Here is a 21,068-nt window from a genome sequence, read left to right on the forward strand (position 1 = left end):
ATGCGAACGGTGTCATCGCTCGCCGTCCAGCACAGGAGGGTGGTCCAGTGTGTCGATCTGCCGGCCCAAAAGGCTTCGCGCCTTGGCGATCTGCCGCTCGTCCTGGCTGGCCAGCACGCGCTCGAACTCCGCGATCTGCAGGTCGAGCCACTCCCGCTCGGGGCCCTTGAGCAACTGGTAGATCCGTTCCGCCCGTGCCAGCAGGGTGCGGTTGGGTGTCGATTCCCGGGGGTGGATCTTCAGCGGCTCGAGCGCCTTCAGCCGCTCGGCGATCTCTGCCTCGGACAGCAGGCCGGGGTTGCCTGCGACCACCAGGCTGGCCGTCTGGCCCGTGTGCAGGAGGGTGGCCTCCACCTGCAGCAGGCCATTCACGTCGTAGGTGAACCGCACGTCGGTGGAGCACGCTTCAATGCTTGCGCCGGGCGGCAAGGCGACCTCGAGCGAGCCCAGGCGGATGTTGTCCCACACCATGCGTGATTCCCCCTGGTAGATCTCCAGGAGGATTGACTTCTGCCCCGGCTGGACGGGAACATAGTTCTTCAAGCGGCTGACGGGCACCACGCTGTTGCGTTCGATCACCGGGTCGAGGTGCCCGTGCGAGAGCGATCCATCCGACAGCCGTTTGGTCACTTCGACGCCCAGCGAGTAGGGCGCCACGTCGGTCATGACCACATCGTCGAGCGCCTGGTCCTTGGCCACCAGGCCGGCCTGCACGGCGGCGCCGAGGGCAACGACCTGGTCCGGGTCGAGGGTCGACGAGGGAAAGCGGCCGAACAGGGTGGTGGCCAGCCTGCGCACCATGGGCATGCGTGTGGCCCCGCCGGCCAGCACCACGTCGTCCAGTTCGCTGCTGCGCAGGCGGGTGTCCCGCAGCGCGCGCTCCACGGGGGTGCGCAGGCGTTGCAGCAGCGCCGCGCAGCCGCTTTCAAAGGCGGGTTCGTGCAGATCCGCTGTGTAGTCGTTATGGCCATCGCTCACTTGCATCGGTGCCTGCGGCGCACGGCTGAGCGACTTCTTCGCGCGCTCGGCCGCTTCCACGCACCGCTGCATGAACAGCGCATCCCCGCGCAGCGTGTCCGGCACCCCGGCCTGTGCGAAGAACTGGTCGACCAGCACGTCCCGGAAATCCTCCCCGCCCAGAAAGTTGTCGCCCGCCGAGGCGCGGACTTCCATGACGCCCTCGAACATCTCCAGGATGGACACGTCGAACGTGCCGCCCCCCAGATCGAAGACCAGAAAGCGGGTGTCGGCACCCCGCTGATGCAGGCCGTAAGCCAGGGCCGCCGCCGTGGGCTCGTTGAGCAGCCGCTCCACCTTCAACCCCGCGATGCGCCCTGCGGCGCGGGTGGCATGCCGCTGTGCTTCGGAGAAGTAGGCCGGCACGGTGACGATGGCCTCCGTGACCGGGGCGCCGAGAAAAGCCTCTGCATCCAGCTTGAGGGCCTTGAGCACCAGCGCGGAGAGTTCTTCGGGGCGGTAGTCGCGGCCCTCCAGGCGGTAGGCCTTGGCGCTGCCCATGTGGCGCTTGAACACCGAGGCGCTGCGGTCCGGGTGCGTCTGCAGGCGCTCCGTGGCGGCCTGGCCCACCAGGATGCCGCCGTCATCGTCGATGCTGACGCAGGAGGGCGTCAGGACCTGCCCCAGCGGATTGGGGATCAGGACGGGGCCGCCTTCCCGCCAGACGGCTGCCAGGCTGTGCGTGGTACCCAAATCAATGCCGATGATCATGGAACGCTTTCTCGTGTGCGTGGCCCGGCCCCAGCCGCACCCGCCGGAAACGGGGCGCCACGGGGGGCCTGGAGATTCACCGGAACGATAACCGAGCGGCCTGGTGGTAAAGCCGCCGCGCATAAAAAACGCGCCCGAAGGCGCGTTTTGGGGGGTGGCGATGGCCCGGGGGCTTACTTGCCCGCGATCACGCGCACCATTTCCAGGCACTTGTTCGAATAGCCCCATTCGTTGTCGTACCAGGACACGATCTTGACGAAGGTGCCGTCCAGCGCGATGCCGGCATCGGCGTCGAAGATGGAGGTGCGGGTGTCACCGCGGAAGTCGGTGGCCACCACCTTGTCTTCCGTGTAGCCCAGCACGCCCTTCAGCGCGCCTTCGGACTGGGCCTTCATCTCGGCCTTGATCTCGTCGTACGTGGCGGCCTTGTCCAGTTCCACCGTCAGGTCGACCACCGACACGTCGGAGGTCGGCACGCGGAAGGACATGCCGGTCAGCTTCTTGTTCAGCGCAGGGATCACCACGCCCACGGCCTTGGCGGCGCCCGTGCTGGAAGGAATGATGTTTTCCAGGATGCCGCGGCCGCCGCGCCAGTCCTTGTTGGACGGGCCGTCCACGGTCTTCTGCGTGGCGGTGGCGGCGTGCACGGTGGTCATCAGGCCGCGCTTGATGCCCCACTTGTCGTTCAGCACCTTGGCCACGGGGGCCAGGCAGTTGGTGGTGCACGAGGCGTTGGAGATGATGGCCTGGCCGGCGTACGTGTCGTGGTTCACGCCGAACACGAACATGGGCGTGTCGTCCTTCGACGGGGCCGACAGCAGCACCTTCTTGGCGCCGGCGTCGATGTGCTTTTGCGCCGTGGTCTTGTCCAGGAACAGGCCCGTGGATTCGATCACGATGTCGGCGCCGACGTCGTTCCACTTCAGGTTGGCGGGGTCGCGTTCCTGCGTCAGGCGGATCTTCTTGCCGTTGACCACCAGGGTGTTGCCTTCGACGGAGACGTCACCGTCGAAACGGCCGTGCACGCTGTCGTACTTCAGCATGTAGGCCAGGTAGTCGGGCTCCAGCAGGTCGTTGATGGCGACGACTTCGATGTCCGAGAAGTTCTGCACGGCCGAGCGCAGCACGTTGCGGCCGATGCGGCCGAAGCCGTTGATACCGATCTTGATGGTCATGGTTTGTCTCTCCAAAATTGCAAAGTTGAAAACTGGGGACTGCCACGCCCGCCCGCTGCGTGGCGGGCGCGGCGGGCAGGAGGGTTTTAGTGGGCCTTCTTGGCGGCGGGCTGCTTCTTCAGCCGCGCTGCGCCGATGGCCACCCGCACCGTGTCGGCCACGTTCTCGGGCGTGAAGCCGAAGTGCTTGAACAGCACGGGCGCCGGCGCCGATTCGCCGAAGGTGTCGATTCCGACGACAGCCGACACGCCGTACTTCCACCAGCCGTCGCTCACGCCCATTTCCACGGCGATGCGCGGCACGCCGGCCGGCAGCACGCTGGCCTTGTACTTGGCGTCTTCGCGGTCGAAGGTGGTGGTGCTGGGCATGGAGACCACGCGCACGGCGATCTTCTTCTCGGCCAGCAGCTTCTGCGCGGCCAGAGCCAGCTGCACTTCGGAGCCGGTGGCGATGATCACAGCCTGGGGCTTTTTCTTCAGGCCCACGGCGGCGGGTTCGCTCAGCACGTAGGCGCCGCGGGAGATGTCGCCCAGGTCGGTCTTGGCGGCGTAAGCCAGGTTCTGGCGCGACAGGGCCAGCACGGTGGGCTTGTCGCGGTTGGACAGGGCCACGCTCCAGGCCACGGCGGTTTCGGCCGTGTCGGCGGGGCGCCAGACGTCCAGGTTGGGGATCAGGCGCAGGCTGGCGACGTGCTCGATCGACTGGTGCGTCGGGCCGTCTTCGCCCAGGCCGATGGAGTCGTGCGTGAACACATGCACCACGCGCAGCTTCATCAGGGCGGCCATGCGGATGGCGTTGCGGCTGTAGTCGCTGAAAGTGAGGAAGGTGCCGCCGTAGGGGATGTAGCCGCCGTGCAGGGCCACGCCGTTCATGATCGCGGCCATGCCGAACTCGCGCACGCCGTAGTTGATGTGGCGGCCGCCGACGCGGGCGGTTTCGGTGCCCACGGCCACTTCCACCTGCACCACCTTGCCGGCTTCGTCGAAGCGCAGTGCGGGCGTGCTCTTGGTGTTGGTCAGGTTCGAGCCGGTCAGGTCGGCGCTGCCGCCCAGCAGCTCGGGCAGCTGCGCGGTGAAGGATTCCAGGGCCAACTGGCTGGCCTTGCGGCTGGCCACGGTCTCGGCCTTAGTGTGGGCGCCGACGACGGTGTCCACGGCGGTCTGGGCGAAATGCTTGGGCAGGTCGCCGGCCATGCGGCGGGTGAACTCGGAAGCCAGTTCGGGGAAGGCGGCGGAGTAGGCGGCAAAGCGCTCATTCCACGCGGCTTCGGCGGCGGCGCCGGCGGCCTTGGCGTCCCAGTCGGCGTACACCTCGGCGGGCACTTCGAAGGGGGCGCTGTTCCAGCCGATGGCGTTGCGCGTCAGCGTGATCTCGTCGGCGCCCAGCGGTTCGCCGTGCGCCTTGGAGGTGCCGGCACGGTTGGGCGAGCCCTTGCCGATGGCCGTCTTGCAGACGATCAGCGTCGGCTTGTCGGCGCTGGTCTTCGCGCTGGCGATGGCGGCATCGACGGCGTCGGCGTCATGGCCGTCCACCGGGCCGATCACGTTCCAGCCGCTGGCGCGCAGGCGGGCAGGGGTGTCGTCCACGAACCAGGGGGCGACCTGGCCGTCGATGGAGATGCCGTTGTCGTCGTACAGCGCGATCAGCTTGTTCAGCTTCCAGGCGCCGGCCAGCGAGATCGCTTCCTGGCTGATGCCTTCCATCAGGCAGCCGTCGCCCAGGAACACGAAGGTGTGGTGGTCCACCACGGCATGGCCGTCGCGGTTGAACTCGGTCGCCAGCAGCTTTTCGGCCAGCGCGAAGCCCACGGCGTTGGTGATGCCCTGGCCCAGCGGGCCGGTAGTGGTTTCCACTCCGGGCGTGATGCCGTATTCGGGGTGGCCGGCCGTCTTGCTGTGCAGCTGGCGGAAGTTCTTCAGCTCTTCGATGGGCAGCGGGTAGCCCGTCAGGTGCAGCACCGCGTACAGCAGCATGGAGCCGTGGCCGTTGGACAGCACGAAGCGGTCGCGGTCGGCCCACAGCGGGTTGGCCGGGTTGTGCTTGAGGTGGCGGGCCCACAGCGCCACGGCCATGTCGGCCATGCCCATGGGGGCGCCGGGATGGCCGGAATTGGCCTGTTGAACTGCGTCCATTGCGAGTGCGCGGATCGCATTCGCCATTTGTTGAGAATTGGCCATCAGGGGGCTGCTCCGAGGGGCGATTGGGGGAAACCTGGCATTTTACCGGCCCCGTTCCCCGCCGCCTTTCGCGGGCCGGGGTACCCCTGCCGCGGGTTCGCGATCCGGCCGTGGCGCCTGCCGCCTGGCAAGGCGCACCGCCGCCCCCAGGCCCGGCGGCGGGCAGCCAGGCGTGGCTGCGGACCTGCGCTGCCGGCCGCTGGCACGACCGACGGCGCGCTCCTGCGATGCACTACAGTCCTGCCCCATGCAAGGCCTGCACCTCACCGCCGATCTCCATGGCTGCCGCTGCGCGCCGCACTGGCTGCTGGATGCCGACGCCCTGGGCCAGGCCTGTAACGACGCCGTCCAGGCCGCCGGCCTGCTGGCCGTGGGGCAGCTCTTCCACACCTTTCCCGCCACCGGACACGGTCCGGGCGGCGTCACCGCCACCGTGCTGCTGGCCGAGTCGCACCTCTGCGTGCACACCTGGCCCGAGCGCAGCGCCGTGACGCTGGACGTCTACGTGTGCAACTTCGGCGCGGACCATTCCCCCAAGGCCGAGGCGCTGATGGCGGCCTTGCTCGCGCTGTTCCAGCCCGCCCAGGTGCAACGCCATGCGCTGCAGCGTGGCGCCCTGCCGCAAGCGGTGGCCGCATGAGCGGGCCCCTGCCGCTGCCCGCCATGCTGTTGGCTGCCGGCCGGGGCGAACGCATGCGCCCCCTGACCGACGCCACGCCCAAGCCGCTGCTGGCCGTGCAGGGCCGCCCCCTGCTGGAATGGCACCTGGCCGCGCTGGCGGCCGCGGGCGTGGAACGCGCCGTGGTCAACACCGCCTGGCTGGGCGAGCAGATTCCGCAGCGGTTTGGCAGTGTTTTTGCCTCGCAGCCCTTGCTGGATAAGCGCAAGGCGCTATCAATTTCATACTCGCATGAAGGGCGCGACTTCGGCCATGCGCTGGAGACGGCCGGCGGCATCGCCCGCGCGCTGCCGCAGCTGGGCCCGGTGTTCTGGCTGGCGGCGGGGGACGTGTTCGCACCCGACTTCGTCTTCGACCCGGACGCGGCGCAGCGCTTCACCCACGCCGACGCGCTCGCGCACCTGTGGCTGGTGCCCAACCCGGCGCACAACGCGCGCGGCGATTTCGGCCTGGCGGAGGACGGCCGTGCGCTGAACCTGCCGGCCGACCATCCCGGCCCGCGCTACACCTACAGCACCATCGCCCTGCTGCGCGCGGCGCTGTTCACCGCGCCGTGGTGCAACATCCCGGCGGGCAACCCGGGCGGCGCGCAGGCCGCTTTGGGCCCGCTGCTGCGCCGCGCCATGGACGCCGGGCGCGTCACCGCGTCGCTCTACACCGGCCGCTGGACCGACGTGGGCACGCCGGAGCGGCTGGCCGACCTGAACCGCTGAGCCGGCCGCCGCGGTGCGCCGCTAGCGGGCGGGCGCCACCGCCACCGCCGGCGCCGCAGGCTCCACCGCGATGGCCGGGCCCGGCTCGCAGCCGCGCAGCAGCCACTGGCTGGGTCGGAAGCGCGCGGCAGGGCCGTCCGGCGGCGGCTGTCCGATCTCGGCCTGCACGTCGTAGGCGATGTGCGGCACCTCGAACACCGCGATCTGCCCGCGCTTGCAGGCCAGGGCCGGCACCGCCCGGTGGACCACCCAGGCGCGGGTGGCGGCGTCGTAGCGGTAGAGCGGGCCCAGGCGCTGGTCCTGCGCCAGTTCCACGCGCGCCGGCGTCACCTGCAGGGCACTGGCGCGCACACCGGCCACCTCCACCGGCTGCGCGAAACGTACGGCTTCCAGGCCGTGCAGGGCCAGGGGCCGGTGCGGCTCGCCACGGTCGAACGGATCGGTGCGGTTGACGAGGCTGCCGGCGGGAATGACCAGCTCGCCATACGCAAAGTCCTGCGGCAGCACGAACCGCTGGCGGCTGGCGCGCAGCGCGGCGCCGTCCTGCCAGGCCTGCTGTGCGCTGTGCGCCAGGTACAGGCGCGCGGCCAGCACGGCGTCGCAGGCCAGCGCCACGCCCCACAGCACCTGCAGCGCCCGCCGGGTGAGCACCCATTTTTGCGTCAGCGGCGCCCAGCGGGCGTAGACGGCGTAGACCAGCAGCGCCCCGGTCAGCAGCAGCCCGGTGAGCGGCAGGAGCGTGGCGACGATGAAGCGCAGCAGCGAAGAGGCAAGGCCGGACATGGAACGGGGCGGAGGGGCGGAGGGGCGGAGGGGCGGAGTCTGCCATGCGCCGGGGCTTTGCAGATGCAAGCACAATGGCGCGCATGACCGCCTCGACCGCCCTCTACGCCCAGCGCCGCGCCCGCCTTGCCTCGATGCTCGGCGAGGGCGGCATCGCCATCATTCCCACGGCCCCGGAGCGGCTGCGCAACCGCGACACCGACTACCTGTACCGGCACGACAGCTACTTCTACTACCTGACCGGCTTCACCGAGCCGGGCGCCTGCCTGGTGCTGGCGGCCGACGGCACGAGCACGCTGTTCTGCCAGCCCAAGGACCTCGAGCGCGAGATCTGGGACGGCTACCGCCTGGGACCGGACGCCGCCGTGGCCGCGCTGGGCGTGGATGCGGCGCAATCGTCCGCCCAACTGGAGTCGCAGTTGCCGCGCCTGCTGGAGAACCGCAGCCGCGTCTGGTACCCGTTCGCCATCCATGCCGGGCTGGCCGCGCGCGTGGAGGGCTGGCTCAACCAGGTGCGGGCCCGCGTGCGCTACGGCGCGCTGTGCCCGGCGCAGCAGGACGATCTGTGCACCCTGCTTGACGAGATGCGCCTGGTGAAGGACGCGCACGAGCAGGACATCATGCGCGCCGCCTCGGTCATCAGCGCGGGTGCGCACATCCGCGCGATGCAGTGCAGCGCGCGCATGCTGCGCGATGGCCAGGACGTGCGGGAGTACCACCTCGATGCCGAGCTGCAGCATGAATTCCGCCGCCACGGCTCGCAGGCCGTGGCGTACAACTCCATCGTGGCCGCAGGCGCCAACGCCTGCGTGCTGCACTACCGCGCCGACGCCGCTCCAGTGCGCGCCGGCGAGCTGGTGCTGATCGACGCCGGCTGCGAGCTGGACGGCTATGCCAGCGACATCACGCGCACCTTCCCGGCCAACGGCCAGTTCACCGGGCCGCAGCGCGCGCTGTACGACCTGGTGCTGGCCAGCCAGGAGGCCGCCGTGGCCGCCACCCGCGCCGGCGCACGCTTCAATGACCCGCACGACGCCACCGTGGCCGTGCTGGCGCAGGGCATGCTCGACCTCGGCCTGCTCGACAAGAACAAGGTGGGCTCCGCCCAGGACGTGATCGACAGCCGGGCCTACTTCCAGTTCTACATGCACCGCACCGGCCACTGGCTGGGCATGGACGTGCACGACTGCGGCAGCTACGTGGAGCCCAGCGAGCTGGGCCAGGTGAGCGAGCGGCGCGATCCGCTCTCCGGCGAGGCCATCAAGAACCGCCCGAGCCGCATCCTGCGGCCCGGCATGGTGCTGACCATCGAGCCCGGCATCTACGTGCGCCCGGCCGAGGGTGTGCCCGAGGCGTACTGGAACACCGGCATCCGCATCGAGGACGACGCCATCGTGACCGACAGCGGCTGCGAGCTCATCACGCGGGGCGTGCCCGTGAAGGCCGACGAGATCGAAGCGCTGATGCGCGCCTAAGCGCTCGTTTGCTGCCCTTCGCAAGATCGCAAGCAGGCTCTCACGCGCCACTGGGCACAGAACAGCGCGGCATACGCGCACAGTTCCGCCAGTTCCTCCAGGTTCTGCAGCGCCCATTCTTCGGTCCAGGGAATGGACAGGCCCATGTGCCCCTCTGCGGCGGTGGACAGCAGCAGGGCCGCCGCGAACAGTCCGATTTCCGCCAGCGGCAAGGCGCGCCGAAGCCACAGGGACTGCAGGGTGCGGTATTGCCGCGTGCGCACGAACACGGCCAGGCTGAAGGCCGCCAGCATGCCGACCACGGGGGCCACGGCGGGCTTGTAGTCAAGCTGCTGGGTGGAGGAGAACGTGGGCCCCGTCTGTGCAGAGAAGTCGAGCGGCGTCAGCAGGGCCGCACCCCAGCTCAGTTCCCGGCCGACCATGATGAACCAGATCGGTGCCACCATCCACCAGAAGGCGCGCAGGCGCCCGGCTTCGGACTGGGCGGCGCAGTGCAATGCGGAGACGCCGCCCCAGAACAGCAGCGCGGCCTGTGCGTTCTCGACGGGCCCGTTTTCCCAGCCGGTCCAGTGCGGCAGCAGGGGCGCCAGCAGATAGCTGGCGATCAAACCGAAGGCGATGGCGGCGAGGGCGATGGGATTCCGGGGTGATGTGGTGGGCATCGGCGACAGGCAGGGATCGGGCGTTGGCAAGGGGGCGACGGTGGATCAGTCCACCAGCACCAGCTGGCCGCGCATGGGCTCGGCGTGCGTGGGGAACGAGCAGTAGTAGGTGTAGCGCTCGCCCGCCTTCAGCCGCGACACGGGGAAGGTGACGGATGCGTGCTCGCCGCCCGACAGCATCTGCGTGGCGGCGATCACGCGTGCATCGCCCTGGGCGACCCAGGCGCGGTCCGGGCCAGCGCTCAGCCCTGCGGCGATCACGGCATCGATGTCGGCCGAGCGCGCCAGCACCCAGTTGTGGCCGGCTTCCTGCCAGGGCTTCTTGCCGGTGTGCACCAGGTGCACGGTGAAGGTGGCGCACTGGCGGCTCACGCGGATTTCCTGCGCACTGAAGCGCTTGCCGGGCTGGCCCTCGATCGAGGCTTCGCAGGCGCTGGCGGTCGGCGTGTGGCCGGCAGGGTGGGCAGGCTGGGCCTGCGCCAGGGTGGCAAGGGCGCTCAGCGCGAGGCCGCTCAGCACGGATCGGGACCAGGACAGATGGGACATGGATAACTCCTCAGGAGGTGAAAGAAAGGGGGAGAGGGGGCGGGCCGGGCGGCGTCAAGCGGCACGGAGTCCGTCCACGATGACCTGCGGCACCCCGCGCGAGCACGGCTCCACGCGCGCCTGCACGCCATACACGCGCGCCAGCAGCGCGGGGTCGATGGCCCGGGCGGGCGGGCCGTCGGCCTGCAACCGGCCGTCGCGCAGCACCAGCACGCGGTCGGCGTGGCGCAGGGCGACGCCCAGGTCGTGCAGCACCACCAGCGTGACCATCCGGTGGCGCTCGGTTTCCTCGCGCACCAGCGACATCACGTGGAACTGGTGGTTCAGGTCGAGCGCGGACAGCGGCTCGTCCAGCAGCAGCACGCGCGGCTGGCGGATCAGTGCCTGCGCCAGGCCGGCCAGCTGCGCCTGCCCGCCCGAGAGCTCGTCCAGGTGCCGCATGGCCAGGTGGGCGATGCCCAGGCGCTCCAGCAGCGTTGCGCCCTCCTGCACGGCGTCGTGCGCGCGCAGGCCGTCGCCGGTGCGGGCGTCGTGGGGCGAGGCATTGCGCGCCGCCAGCAGCGACTCGACCACGCGCAGGTGCACGGCCGCGGGCAGCGCCTGCGGCAGGTAGACGATGCGGCGCGCGCGCTCGGCCAGGCTGGCGCGCTCCAGCGCCTGGCCTTCCAGCGTCACGCGGCCCTCGGCGCGCACCAGTCCCGCCAGGGCCCGCAGCAGCGTGGACTTGCCACTGCCGTTGGGCCCCAGCACGGCGGTCACGGTGCCCGGCTGCAGCGCAGCGACGCTGAGGCCGTCGATCACGCGGCGGCGCCCGTAGGCCACGCCCAAGCGTTCGATGTGCAGGCCGGCGCTCATGCGCGCCCCCGCGTGCGCAGCACGATGGCCAGGAAGAACGGAATGCCCACCAGCGAGGTGACGATGCCCACGGGAATGACCACGCCGTTGATCAGCGTCTTGGACGCGATGGAGGCCAGCGACAGCACCAGCGCGCCCGTGAGCGCTGCGGCCGGCAGGTAGAAGCGGTGGTCGTCGCCCACCAGCCGGCGCGCGATGTGCGGCGCCACCAGGCCGATGAAGCCGATGCTGCCCACGAAGGCCACCGACAGCGCGGCCAGCAGGCTGATGCGCAGCAGCGCGCCCAGGCGCAGCCGGCGCACGTCCACGCCGAAGCTGGCAGCGCGGTCTTCGCCCAGGCGCAGGGCGGTGAGGCGCCAGGCGTTGGCGAGCGAGAACGGCACCACCACCGCGAGCGCCGCCGCCAGGGCCGCCAGCTTGGGCCAGGTGGCGCGCGACAGGCTGCCCATGGTCCAGAACACCAGGCCCTGCAGCGCCTCGGCCGTGGCCACGAACTGCAGCAGCGACACCAGCGCGTTGAAGCTGAACACCAGCGCGATGCCGAACAGCACCACGCCCGTGGCGCTCATGCCGCCCCAGCGCGCCACCAGGTCCAGCAGCAGGGCCGAGGCCATGGCGAAGAGGAAGGCATTGGCCGGCACGGCCCATGCGGCGGGCACGCCGGGCACGCTCCAGCCGAGCACGATGGCCAGCGCCGCGCCGAAGGCTGCGGCGGACGACAGGCCCAGCGTGAACGGGCTGGCCAGCGGGTTGGCGAGCACGGTCTGCATCTCCGCACCCGCCAGGCCCAGCGCCAGGCCCACGGCCACGGCCATCAGCGCGTAAGGCATGCGGATGTCCCAGACGATCACGCGCAGTGCGGGCGGTGCGTGGGCGGCATCCAGCAGCGTGTCGCGCAACTGCGCGAGGGTCAGGCCCGAGGGGCCGGTCGTGAAGTCCAGCAGCAGCGCCACGGCGATGCCGGTGGCGAGCGCTGCCAGCACCAGCAGGCGCAGCCCGGCCAGGCGGCGGTAGGCCTGTTGCAACGGTGTCTGCGGGGCGGTGGCGGACAGCGGGAGGGCGGGCGTGGTGGCCGCGTTCAACGCGCCGCTCCGCCGGGGGCGGGGCGCAGGTCGCCCCAGTACGCGCCCTGCAGCGGCAGGGCCTTCAGGAAGCGGCGGTTGATCTCGTCCTGCGTGGCTTGCGGATCGAGGTCGGTGAAACGCTCGGGATAGAACCACTTGGCCATGGCCTCGATGGCGAGGATGTTGGTCGGCGCGTCGTAGAAGTTGTGCCACAGGCCATGGGCGCGGCCCTGGCGCACGGCGGGCAGCACCTCGAAACCCGGGCGTGCGGTCAGCGCCTGCAGGCTGGCCGACAGGTCCGCAGGCGCCACGCCGGCACCGGCCTTGAGCATCAGCCGGTTGCCCTGCGGGCGGCTGCCGGTGGCGATGTAGACCGCCGGGTCCTGCGCGATCAGCGCCTCCAGGTGCAGGTCGCCGATGGCGCCCGGCACCTTGCCTTCGGCCACGTTCACGCCGCCCGCTGCGGTGATGAATTCGCCCATGTTGCCCTGGCCCACGGTGTGGCAGCAGCCGTCCCACACGCCGGCCAGCAGCTCGGCGAAGACGCGCGGGCGCTGGGCATCGGGGATGGACTGCACGCGCGAGCGCACGCGCTGCAGGTGCTCTTCATAGAAGCGCGCATAGGCCTCGGCGGCCGCTTCGCGGTGGATGGCCTGGCCCAGGATGCGCATGCTGGCCAGCGTGTGCTGCACGGGCTGGGCGCGGAAGTCGATGAACACCACGGGCACGCCGGCCTTCTCCAGCTCCTTCACCAGCCCGCTCTGGCGTCCCGGGCCGTGGCCGCCCAGGCCGAAGATGGCGATGTCGGGGCGGGTGGAGACGCTCTGCTCCGAACTCACACTGTCCTCCGACGTGCGCCCGATCACGGGAATGCGGTCGATGGCCGGAAAGCGCTTGCGGACGTCGGCATAGCCATTGGGGTCGGCGAACGGCAGCTCGCCCTGCCAGCCGGCGATGCGCGCCAGGGGCTGGCCGCCTTCGATGAGCGCCAGCGCATACAGGAACCGGCCTTCGCCGAGCAGGATGCGATCGACCTGGGCAGGGATCTCGACCGTGCGGCCGACGATGTCGACCACGGTGCGCGGCGGTGCCGCCAGCGAGGGCAGGGCGAAGGAGGCGCAGAGCGCGCCGGCGGTGCACACGCGCAGCAGGGCGCGGCGGAGAAGAGAGCGAGAGGTCATGGCACGGGCCGCGATGCGCGCGGAGGGCATCCTTAGAATGCAAATCGTTCTTGTTGAAAACGGTGCACTCTAGTGAGGCGATCGATCGAACGGGCGGTGTCCCGGGGCCCGAATGCAATGCCATGTTGCAGTGCTGGCGGCCAACATATTCCATTACAAATCCACGCCCGGAGGGGGCCGGCATGAGTGCGCCGACGGGTGCCGAGGGCGCACGCATCCTCATCGTGGACGACGACCCCGAGATCCGCGAGCTGCTGTGCGACTACCTGCGCGCGGCGGGCCTGCGCCCCACGGCCGTGGCCGACGGGGATGCGATGTGGCAATGGCTGGCGCGGCACACGGCCGATCTGGTGGTGCTCGACCTGATGCTGCCCGGCACCGACGGCCTGGCGCTGTGCCGCGCGCTGCGCGAGCGCACGCACATTCCGGTGGTCATGCTCACGGCACGGGGTGCGCTGCTCGACCGCATCCTGGGGCTGGAGATGGGCGCGGACGACTACCTGCCCAAGCCCTTCGATCCGCGCGAGCTGCTGGCCCGCATCAACGTGGTGCTGCGCCGCGCGCGGCAGTTGCCGGCGCACCTGCACGAGCCCGAGATGGCGGCCGCGCTGCAGTTTGCGGGCTGGTGCCTGGATGCACGGGCGCGCCAGCTCGTCTCGCCCGCCGGCGTGGTGGTGGCGCTGGCGCAGTCGGACTTCCGCGTGATGCAGGCGCTGGCGCAGAACCCGCACCGCACGCTCAGCCGCGACTACCTGGCCGAGCACGCCTTCGGCAAGGAACGTTCGGCGCTCGACCGCGCCGTGGACGTGTGCGTGAGCCGCCTGCGCCAGCACCTGGAGGACGACCCGCGCCAGGCGCGCCTGATCCGCACCGTGCGCAACGCGGGCTACCAGCTGGCCTGCGACGTGGTGGCGCAGCCGCAGCCATGAGCGGCGCTGCCGAATCCGCGCTGGAGCCACCGGCCGGCGGCCTGCTGCGGCGCCTGGGCCGTGCGCTGTGGCCGCAGACGCTCACCGGCCGCATCGTCGCCATCCTGGTGGCGGGCATGCTGGCCGCGCAGGCGCTCACCGGCACGATTTGGTGGGACATGCGGCGCGGCCAGTTGCTGGAGGTGCCGCTGCGCGTGGTGGCCGCGCGGGCGGCCGATTCGCTGCTGCTGCTCTCGTCCTTGCCGCCCGAGGCACGCGCCGCTGCGGCGCGCACGCTGGCCTCGGCCGACCACGGGCTGGCGCTGATCGATGACGGCACCGCCGATGCGCTGGCTGCGGCGCCGGTGGCGCCGGATGCCGTTCCCGACGCGGCCGCGCGCCAGATCGTGGCCGATGTGCTGGCGCGGCGCGCCGGGGCGCCCGTGCCGCTGCGCCTGCTGTCGGTGCAACTGCGTGGGGATGGCGGGGACAGCGCCGGCACCGGCGCGCTGCTGACGGCGCGCGAGCCCGAGGCCCAGGTGCACCTGCTGCTGGGCCTGGGCGGCGGCCAGTGGCTGCAGGTGCAGGCGCGCGAGGACGAATCGGGCTACGCCGTGCGGCCGTATTCGGCGCTGGCGGACTATGTGCTGCGCATCTACCTGCTGCGCATCGCCGTGGTGGTCGCCGTGGCGCTGCTGGCCGTGCGCATCGCCATGCGGCCGCTGGCGCGCATGGCACGCGCGGCCGACGCGCTGGGGCAGGATCTGCACAGCCCGCCGCTCGATACCACCGGCCCGCGCGAGGTGCGCCAGGCAGCGCAGGCGTTCAACGCCATGCAGCGGCGCATTGCCGACAGCGTGGCGGAACGCACGCGCTTTCTGGCCGCGGTCTCGCACGACCTGCGCTCGCCCATCACGCGGCTGCGCCTGCGCACCGAGATGCTGGAGCCCGAGGCGCTGCGCGCCAGGTTCCGCGCCGATCTGCAGGAGATGGAAAGCATGGTGGCCGCCACGCTCGACGTGCTGCGCGGCACGGAGGCGCCAGGCCCGCGCCAGAGCGTGGACATGAACGCGCTGGTGGGCGGCCTGGTGCAGGACCTGCACGAATCCACGGGCCAGACCATCGCCGTGCACGGCGCGGCGCAGGCACCTCTGGCGGGCTACGCGCAAAGCCTGCGCCGCGGCCTGCAGAACCTGCTGGAGAACGCGCTGCGCTACGCCGGCAGCGCGCAGGTGTGGATCGAGGACACGCCGCAGGCGCTGCGCATCACGGTGCGCGACGACGGCCCGGGCATCGACGCGGCGCACCTGCCACACGTGCTGGAGCCGTTCTACCGCGTGGAGGGCTCGCGCAATGCGGCCTCGGGCGGGTTCGGTCTGGGGCTGTCGATTGCAGACACCGTGGCGCGCGCCCATGGCGGGCGGCTGGAGCTGGTCAACCGCGTCGAAGGCGGGCTCGATGCACGGGTGGAACTGCCGCGGGTGCCGGCCCGGATGCCAGTATCAAAAAGATAGCTGCTTGCGCTTGCTATGTAAGGAGTTCAAATAGAAAACTATCTGAATCCCTTTGAATACGAGCGCTGACAGCTATCTTTATTGAAGTTCCCCGATCAGGGCGCCAGCACCCGGAAGGTGAGCGTGTAGTTGTGGCCGTACATCGGCGCCGCCGCCCCGACCGGTGCCGTCGCACGGTGGCGGATGAGCGCCAGGTACACGCCGGGCTGCTGCATCGCGTAGCGGATGCGGCCCTGCGCGTCGGTCTTCAGGCTCTCGGCGCTGTGCTGGCTGGCCAGGTCCATGGCCGAGCGGTAGATGTCCACCTTCTGCCCGGCCAGCGGCTGGCCGTTGAACTGCACGGTGAACTCGAAGGTCTCGCCCGCGAACAGGTCGCTCGGGTGCGTGACGGGCACGATCTCCAGGCCCTGGCCCGAAGGCGCCAGCGCAGCCTTGGTGGGCGCGCCGGCGGTCACATAGGCCTCGGAAATGGACAGCGACTGGTAGTGGCTCAGCAGCTTGGCGCCGGCCGGCACGGGCGTGGCCGGGTCGCGCGCCACCTCCACCTTGCCGTTCAGGTCCCAGCTGCGAAAGATCGCGCCCAGGCGCGGGCCCGTGCTCAGGCGGTAGGTGCCCTTGGCGCCGGGCAGCTGCTGCTCGGCCACGGTGCGCGTCTTGAACTGGCGCACATCGCCGAAGGGCAGCACGCTGCCGTCGGGTGTGGTGAGGGCAAAGCGCGTGTCGCCGAAGGCCACGTCGGGCAGGAAGAACTTCTCGGTGAAGCCCGCGTCCACGCTGATCGTCCCGGTGGGCTCGACCTCGAAGCTGGCGGGCAGCAGGTAGGGCGTGTGGGCGTGTGCCGCACCGCCGCCGAGTGCCAGCGCCAGCAAGGTTGCCAGGGCCGCCGCGGCGCGCGCAGGGAACGCAGCCCCGCTCATGGCTTCTTCTTCGCGTCGGCCGCGTCCACCACGCCGTCGCCGTTGGTGTCCGCGTTCTGGAAGGTGCGGTCGGCCATGGCCTGCTCTTCGTCGGCGGACAGGCGGCCGTCCTTGTTCTTGTCCAGCACGCCGAAGCGCACATGCGCCTGCTTCAGCGAGCCGGCATAGGCGTCGTCCGGCAGGCGCTTCTGGTCGGCGTATTGCTGCTGCAGGCGGCCTTGGAACTCGGCCACGTACTCGGCCTCGCTCAGCCAGCCGTCGCCATTGGTGTCGGCCGCCGTGTAGCGCTGCTTGCGCACGGCGTCGTACTCGGCGCGGGTGACGCGGCCGTCGTGGTTGGCGTCGTAGCCGCCGATGAAGGCCGCGTTGCCGTGGCCGCCGGCGGGGCGGGCAGGGCCGGCGGCGCCGGACGGTGCAGGTGCGGACGGTGCGGCGGAGCAGGCCGCCAGCAGGGCCGCTGCGGCCAGGCAGCCCAGGCGGGCGGACAGGGGTCGGGGATGCGTCATGGAAGGGTTCCTTGGGGTCATGGGGGTGGACGGGGAATCAACGGAGAGTTGCCAGCCTGTTCAGAACGCGACCGACATCGACACCGCGACGGTGCGGCCGGCAGAGGTCAGCAGTTCGATGTCGCGCTGGTCGCGTGCCAGCGCCGGCTGCAGGTTGCGGGCGCTGGCGTAGTCCCAGTAGCGCTTGTCGCCCAGGTTGTAGATGCCGGCCTGCAGCCGCACGCTGGGGTTGAGCTGCCAGTAGCCGCTCAGGTCGAAGGTGGCGTAGCCGGGCACGCGGAACAGTTCGGTGCTGGCGTCGCCCAGGGATGCGCCCGGGTTGTTGGTGAAGCTGTCGCGGTTGGTGGCCTCGGCCCGCTTGCCGGCCACGAAGGTGCCGGTGAGGTTCAGGCCCCAGCGGCGCATGGGCGCGTCGTAGCCCACGCCGATGATGGCCTTGCGCGGCAGCACGGAGTCGAGGTCCACCTTGCGGTCGCCGGCGTAGTTCGACCGCGACGTGCCGCGGCTCAGGCCCAGCGCCCAGGTCGTGTACAGGCCCTGGGCGGCGGGGCTCCACTGCCCGTGCTCCAGCCGGGCGCTGAGTTCGAAGCCGTAGATCGTGGCCTCGTCGCGGTTCTCTGCCTGGTAGATGGTGCCGATGTGTGCCGGCACGTTGGTGAACAGGCCCGGCGCGCTGGCGCGCGTGTAGCGCGTGTAGGCGATGAAGTCGCTGTAGCGCGTGTAGAACAGCGCGCTGTGGAGCTGCACACCGGCGGTGGGGTGGCCGGTCAGGCCCAGCTCGAAGGCGTCGCTGGTCTCTTCCTTCAGGTCGCGGTTGCCCACCAGCGCGTACTGGTTGCCGGTGGCGTAGTTGCTGGCCATGTTCCACGAGCCGAAGATCTCGCCAGGCGACGGGGCCCGCCCGGCGCGCTTGTACTGCGCGTAGCTGCGCAGGCGCGGCGCCAGGTCGTAGGTGACGGCCAGGCTGGGGCTGACGATGGTGGTCGCCGGCGGGCTGCCGTAGAGCCGCTGCACATCCTGCTCGGTGAGCACGCCGCCGACGAAGTTGGACAGGTCGCGCGTCTGGATCTTCACGCGGTCCACGCGCAGGGCGGGAATCACGGCCAGGCGCTGGCCCCCGGCGTCGAAGATGATCTCGTCCTGCACGAAGGCCCCCAGGCGGTCGGTCGTGGTGTCGGGCTGGGGCTTCATGAAGCCCTCCACCTCCCACGGGCGGTCCACGTCCTGCGTGGAGGCGTTGGCGCCGAAGCTCAGCAGATGGCGGCCGATGCGCTTGTCCGCGGTGGTGGACAGACCCCAGGTGCGCGTCCGGTTCTCGGAGCGGTTGCGCACCGCGGCGCCGGTGGCCAGCGTGGTGGTGTCGGTCAGGTCCCGGGTGGCCGTGTCCTGGTAGAACAGGCGCGTGTCCGCATGGTCCACCCAGGCGTTGCGCGGCGTCCACTGGTGCGTGAGCTGCAGGGTGTTGCGCTCGGTGTCGCTGGCCTGGCGGGAGGCTTCGGTAAGGGCCGTGCCGGCATTGTTCCAGCCGTGGAAGAAGGTGTCGTTCTGGCGCCGGTACAGGTCGGCCGACAGTTCCAGCCGGTTGCTGCCGTCCACGCGCAGGCCGCCCTTGAGCAGCAGCGCGTTCGAATGCCAGTCGTTGGGATAGCTGTCCACGCTGGGGCTGTGGTTGCGGCTGGCGTGGCCGTCGCGGCGCGAGTAGGCGATGAGGCCGTCGGCGTCGCCGCTGCGCAGCGCGCCGGTGAAGCTTTCGTTCCACGACCGGTCGGCCGAGTCGTAGCCGATCTTGGCCCCCAGGTACGAGGGCTTGTCGTCCCGCAGGTAGTCGCTGGCGGCTTTGGTGCGGAAGCTCACCGCGCCCCCGATGCCGCCTGCCGTGCGCCGTGCCGGGGTGGTGCCGGACTGGATCTGGGCCGACGAGAACATCTCGGGGTCGATGAAGTCGCGCCCCGCGCCGAAGGTGTTGACCCCCACGCGGCTCACGTAGGGGCGGGGTGGTGGCATCGGGCATCTCCACGCCGTCCACGTCCAGGCCCACGCGGTTGCCCTCGATGCCGCGGATGTTGTAGCCCGTGGTGCCCGAGCGGTCGAAGCTGCTGCGGTTGCGGCTGGTACCAGCCACCGTGCCGGGCGCAGCCACCAGCGGCTGATGGCGTACGACGTCCTTCATGCTATTGGCCCGCTCCAGCGCATCGCCGCTGACCGTGGTGAGGGTGCCGGGCTGGCGCTCTGTCTCTTCCACCACGTCCACCTGCGGCAGCTGCGCGACCTGCACCGGGAGTGCGGCCTGGGGCGCGGGCGCCTGGGCCCATGCCGGAGCGGCCAGCACGGCAAGGCAGGCGGCCCAGGCGGCGGGGCGCACGGCGTGGGAACGGGGGAAGAGGACGGAGGCCGGGAGAGCGGCGGGCCGCGGGTGCAGACGGTGAACCATGGAAGTGTCGGAAGGGGTTGTCTGCTGGATACCCCGTGCGTGGCGATCACGCGTGGCCCCGGGCGGCGCCGCCGTGCCGGGTGGTTCTCTGGCTCACCGGCCGATTGTGTCACAAATGAGAATGTATCTCATTAAGATTTTGAGGCGGGTCAAGACGGCAGCCGGGCGGATGTGCAGCCGCGGCGGCCCGCCTGCGCGGCAGCCGAACACCGCGCTGGCCCGGGGTCTCCACCAAGACGGTGTAACCGCTTTTCATGCAGAATTGAAACCCGATTACAGCCAGATGAGAGACCACACCGCCATGCAAATTCGCCGCGCCACCAAGATCGTCGCCACCCTGGGCCCCGCCTCCAGCGACCCGCAGCTGCTTGAGCAGATGATCCGCGCCGGGGTGAACGTGGTGCGGCTGAACTTCAGCCATGGCAAGGCGCAGGACCATATCGACCGTGCCACCGCCGTGCGCGAGGCCGCGCAGCGCGCGGGCCGCGAGGTGGCCATCATGGCCGACCTGCAGGGGCCGAAGATCCGCGTCGGCAAATTCGCCGACGGCAAGGTGATGCTGGTGTCCGGCTCGCCCTTCATCCTCGACGCGTCGCGCACCGAGCTGGGCGACATCAACGGCGTGGGCCTGGACTACAAGGAACTGCCGCGCGATGTGAAGGCCGGCGATGTGCTGCTGCTGAACGACGGGCTGATCGTGCTCACGGTGGACGCGGTGCGCGGCGAGGCCGTGCACACCACCGTCAAGATCGGCGGCGAGCTGTCCAACAACAAGGGCATCAACAAGCAGGGCGGCGGGCTGACGGCCCCGGCGCTGACGGCCAAGGACATGGAGGACATCAAGACCGCGATGAGCTTCCAGGCCGACTATGTGGCCGTGAGCTTCCCCAAGAACGCCACCGACATGGAAATGGCGCGCCAGCTGTGCAACGTGGCTGCGGCCGAATTCCGCCACAAGCCCGGCCTGATCGCCAAGATCGAGCGGGCCGAGGCCGTGCCGCTGCTGGAGGAGATCCTGCGCGTCTCCGACGGCATCATGGTCGCGCGCGGCGACCTGGCCGTGGAAGTGGGCAATGCCGCCGTGCCGGCGCTGCAGAAGAAGATGATCCGCATGGCGCGCGACATGGACAAGGTGGTCATCACCGCCACGCAGATGATGGAGTCGATGATCACCAACCCGGTGCCCACGCGCGCCGAGGTGAGCGACGTGGCCAATGCCGTGCTGGACGGCACCGACGCCGTGATGCTGAGCGCCGAGACGGCGGCCGGCCGCTATCCCCTGGAGACGGTGGAAGAGATGGCCAAGATCTGCGCTGCCGCCGAGGCCGCGGAAGACCCCGAGCGCGATTCCGATTTCATCGGCCAGACGCTGGGCCGCATCGACCAGTCCATCGCGATGGGTGCGCTGTTCACGGCCCACCACCTGGGCGCCAAGGCCCTGGTGGCCCTGACCGACAGCGGATCCACGGCCCTGTGGATGAGCCGCCACCGCATCCACATTCCCATCTATGCCCTGACGCCCAAGGTGGCCACCCAGCGCAAGATGGCCATGTACCGCAACGTGCGCCCGCTGCTGATGGACACCAGCGTGGACCGCGACACGGCGCTGGAGCAGGCCGAGGGCCACCTCAAGACCCGCAACATCGTGCAGCAGGGCGACCTGTACGTGATCACCTGCGGCGAGCCGATGGGCGCGCCGGGCGGCACGAACATGCTCAAGATCTGCCGGGCGAACTGAGCGCCCACTGAGCGCC

At 70.5% G+C, this 21,068-nt stretch carries 18 protein-coding genes; 6 read left to right on the forward strand and 12 right to left on the reverse strand.

Going from position 1 to position 21,068, the window contains the following annotated elements; all coding sequences use genetic code 11:
- Positions 1-12: 12 nt before the first annotated feature.
- From QE399_RS07975 to tkt, 3 genes are all read right to left on the reverse strand, one after another.
- Positions 13-1,728 carry an Hsp70 family protein gene (locus tag QE399_RS07975; RefSeq protein WP_309827807.1) on the reverse strand — a complete coding sequence of 572 codons (1,716 nt, stop codon included), beginning with the start codon at positions 1,726-1,728 and terminating at the stop codon, positions 13-15.
- 173 nt (positions 1,729-1,901) lie between these two features.
- Positions 1,902-2,903 carry a type I glyceraldehyde-3-phosphate dehydrogenase gene (gap, locus tag QE399_RS07980; RefSeq protein ID WP_309827809.1) on the reverse strand — a complete coding sequence of 334 codons (1,002 nt, stop codon included), beginning with the start codon at positions 2,901-2,903 and terminating at the stop codon, positions 1,902-1,904.
- 86 nt (positions 2,904-2,989) lie between these two features.
- A complete protein-coding gene (gene tkt, locus QE399_RS07985; protein ID WP_309827811.1) occupies positions 2,990-5,080 on the reverse strand; it encodes a transketolase in 2,091 nt (696 codons plus the stop codon).
- Positions 5,081-5,327: 247 nt separating this feature from the next.
- Here tkt and speD point away from each other — a divergent pair, with 247 nt between their 5' ends.
- Together speD and QE399_RS07995 are read left to right on the forward strand one after the other, a co-directional pair.
- Positions 5,328-5,720 carry an adenosylmethionine decarboxylase gene (gene speD / locus QE399_RS07990; RefSeq protein WP_309827813.1) on the forward strand — a complete coding sequence of 131 codons (393 nt, stop codon included), beginning with the start codon at positions 5,328-5,330 and terminating at the stop codon, positions 5,718-5,720.
- Complete coding sequence (locus QE399_RS07995) at positions 5,717-6,472, forward strand: nucleotidyltransferase family protein (RefSeq protein ID WP_309827815.1); 756 nt, start codon at positions 5,717-5,719, stop codon at positions 6,470-6,472. Before speD ends, QE399_RS07995 begins: the two co-directional genes overlap by 4 nt.
- Positions 6,473-6,493: 21 nt before the next feature.
- Here QE399_RS07995 and QE399_RS08000 read toward each other — a convergent pair whose 3' ends face one another.
- A complete protein-coding gene (locus tag QE399_RS08000; protein WP_309827817.1) occupies positions 6,494-7,255 on the reverse strand; it encodes a hypothetical protein in 762 nt (253 codons plus the stop codon).
- An 83-nt stretch (positions 7,256-7,338) separates the two neighbouring features.
- Here QE399_RS08000 and QE399_RS08005 point away from each other — a divergent pair, with 83 nt between their 5' ends.
- The gene (locus QE399_RS08005) at positions 7,339-8,730 is read left to right on the forward strand and encodes an aminopeptidase P N-terminal domain-containing protein (protein ID WP_309827818.1); all 1,392 of its coding nucleotides are present in this window, start codon (positions 7,339-7,341) and stop codon (positions 8,728-8,730) included.
- Here QE399_RS08005 and QE399_RS08010 read toward each other — a convergent pair.
- The 5 genes from QE399_RS08010 to QE399_RS08030 are packed head-to-tail and all read right to left on the reverse strand — an operon-like array spanning position 8,727 to position 13,038.
- The gene (locus QE399_RS08010) at positions 8,727-9,392 is read right to left on the reverse strand and encodes a hypothetical protein (protein ID WP_309827820.1); all 666 of its coding nucleotides are present in this window, start codon (positions 9,390-9,392) and stop codon (positions 8,727-8,729) included. The two genes, QE399_RS08005 and QE399_RS08010, sit on opposite strands and share 4 nt — an antisense overlap.
- A 45-nt stretch (positions 9,393-9,437) precedes the next feature.
- Entirely contained in the window at positions 9,438-9,938 is a 501-nt protein-coding gene (gene azu, locus QE399_RS08015; protein WP_309827822.1) for an azurin, read from the reverse strand.
- Between the two features lie 54 nt (positions 9,939-9,992).
- Positions 9,993-10,793, reverse strand: coding sequence for an ABC transporter ATP-binding protein (locus QE399_RS08020; RefSeq protein ID WP_309827823.1), 801 nt, complete (start codon positions 10,791-10,793; stop codon positions 9,993-9,995).
- The gene (locus tag QE399_RS08025) at positions 10,790-11,875 is read right to left on the reverse strand and encodes a FecCD family ABC transporter permease (protein ID WP_405043352.1); all 1,086 of its coding nucleotides are present in this window, start codon (positions 11,873-11,875) and stop codon (positions 10,790-10,792) included. Before QE399_RS08025 ends, QE399_RS08020 begins: the two co-directional genes overlap by 4 nt.
- Complete coding sequence (locus tag QE399_RS08030; RefSeq protein ID WP_309827825.1) at positions 11,872-13,038, reverse strand: ABC transporter substrate-binding protein; 1,167 nt, start codon at positions 13,036-13,038, stop codon at positions 11,872-11,874. The genes QE399_RS08025 and QE399_RS08030 overlap by 4 nt, the downstream gene beginning before the upstream one ends.
- Before the next feature lie 182 nt (positions 13,039-13,220).
- On the opposite strand from QE399_RS08030, the gene QE399_RS08035 reads away from it, so the two are divergent.
- Positions 13,221-13,967 carry a response regulator gene (locus QE399_RS08035; protein ID WP_309827827.1) on the forward strand — a complete coding sequence of 249 codons (747 nt, stop codon included), beginning with the start codon at positions 13,221-13,223 and terminating at the stop codon, positions 13,965-13,967.
- Entirely contained in the window at positions 13,964-15,460 is a 1,497-nt protein-coding gene (locus QE399_RS08040; protein WP_309827828.1) for an ATP-binding protein, read from the forward strand. The genes QE399_RS08035 and QE399_RS08040 overlap by 4 nt, the downstream gene beginning before the upstream one ends.
- Positions 15,461-15,555: 95 nt before the next feature.
- Here the strand turns inward: QE399_RS08040 and QE399_RS08045 are convergent, their stop codons facing one another.
- From QE399_RS08045 to QE399_RS08055, 3 genes are read right to left on the reverse strand one after another with little or no spacing between them, the layout of a single operon-like run.
- Positions 15,556-16,377: a DUF4198 domain-containing protein gene (locus QE399_RS08045; RefSeq protein WP_309827830.1), complete on the reverse strand. Its 822-nt coding sequence runs from the start codon at positions 16,375-16,377 to the stop codon at positions 15,556-15,558.
- Positions 16,374-16,883 carry an EF-hand domain-containing protein gene (locus QE399_RS08050; protein WP_309827831.1) on the reverse strand — a complete coding sequence of 170 codons (510 nt, stop codon included), beginning with the start codon at positions 16,881-16,883 and terminating at the stop codon, positions 16,374-16,376. The genes QE399_RS08045 and QE399_RS08050 overlap by 4 nt, the downstream gene beginning before the upstream one ends.
- A gap of 60 nt (positions 16,884-16,943) precedes the next feature.
- Positions 16,944-18,887, reverse strand: coding sequence for a TonB-dependent receptor domain-containing protein (locus QE399_RS08055; RefSeq protein WP_309827832.1), 1,944 nt, complete (start codon positions 18,885-18,887; stop codon positions 16,944-16,946).
- 728 nt (positions 18,888-19,615) lie between these two features.
- Between QE399_RS08055 and pyk the strand changes: the two genes are divergently transcribed.
- Positions 19,616-21,052, forward strand: a complete 1,437-nt coding sequence (gene pyk / locus QE399_RS08060; RefSeq protein WP_309827833.1) for a pyruvate kinase — start codon at positions 19,616-19,618, stop codon at positions 21,050-21,052.
- The last annotated feature ends 16 nt before the right edge of the window (positions 21,053-21,068 follow it).

This window comes from Paracidovorax wautersii (genome assembly GCF_031453675.1).
In the GTDB taxonomy this organism is placed as follows: domain Bacteria; phylum Pseudomonadota; class Gammaproteobacteria; order Burkholderiales; family Burkholderiaceae_C; genus Paracidovorax.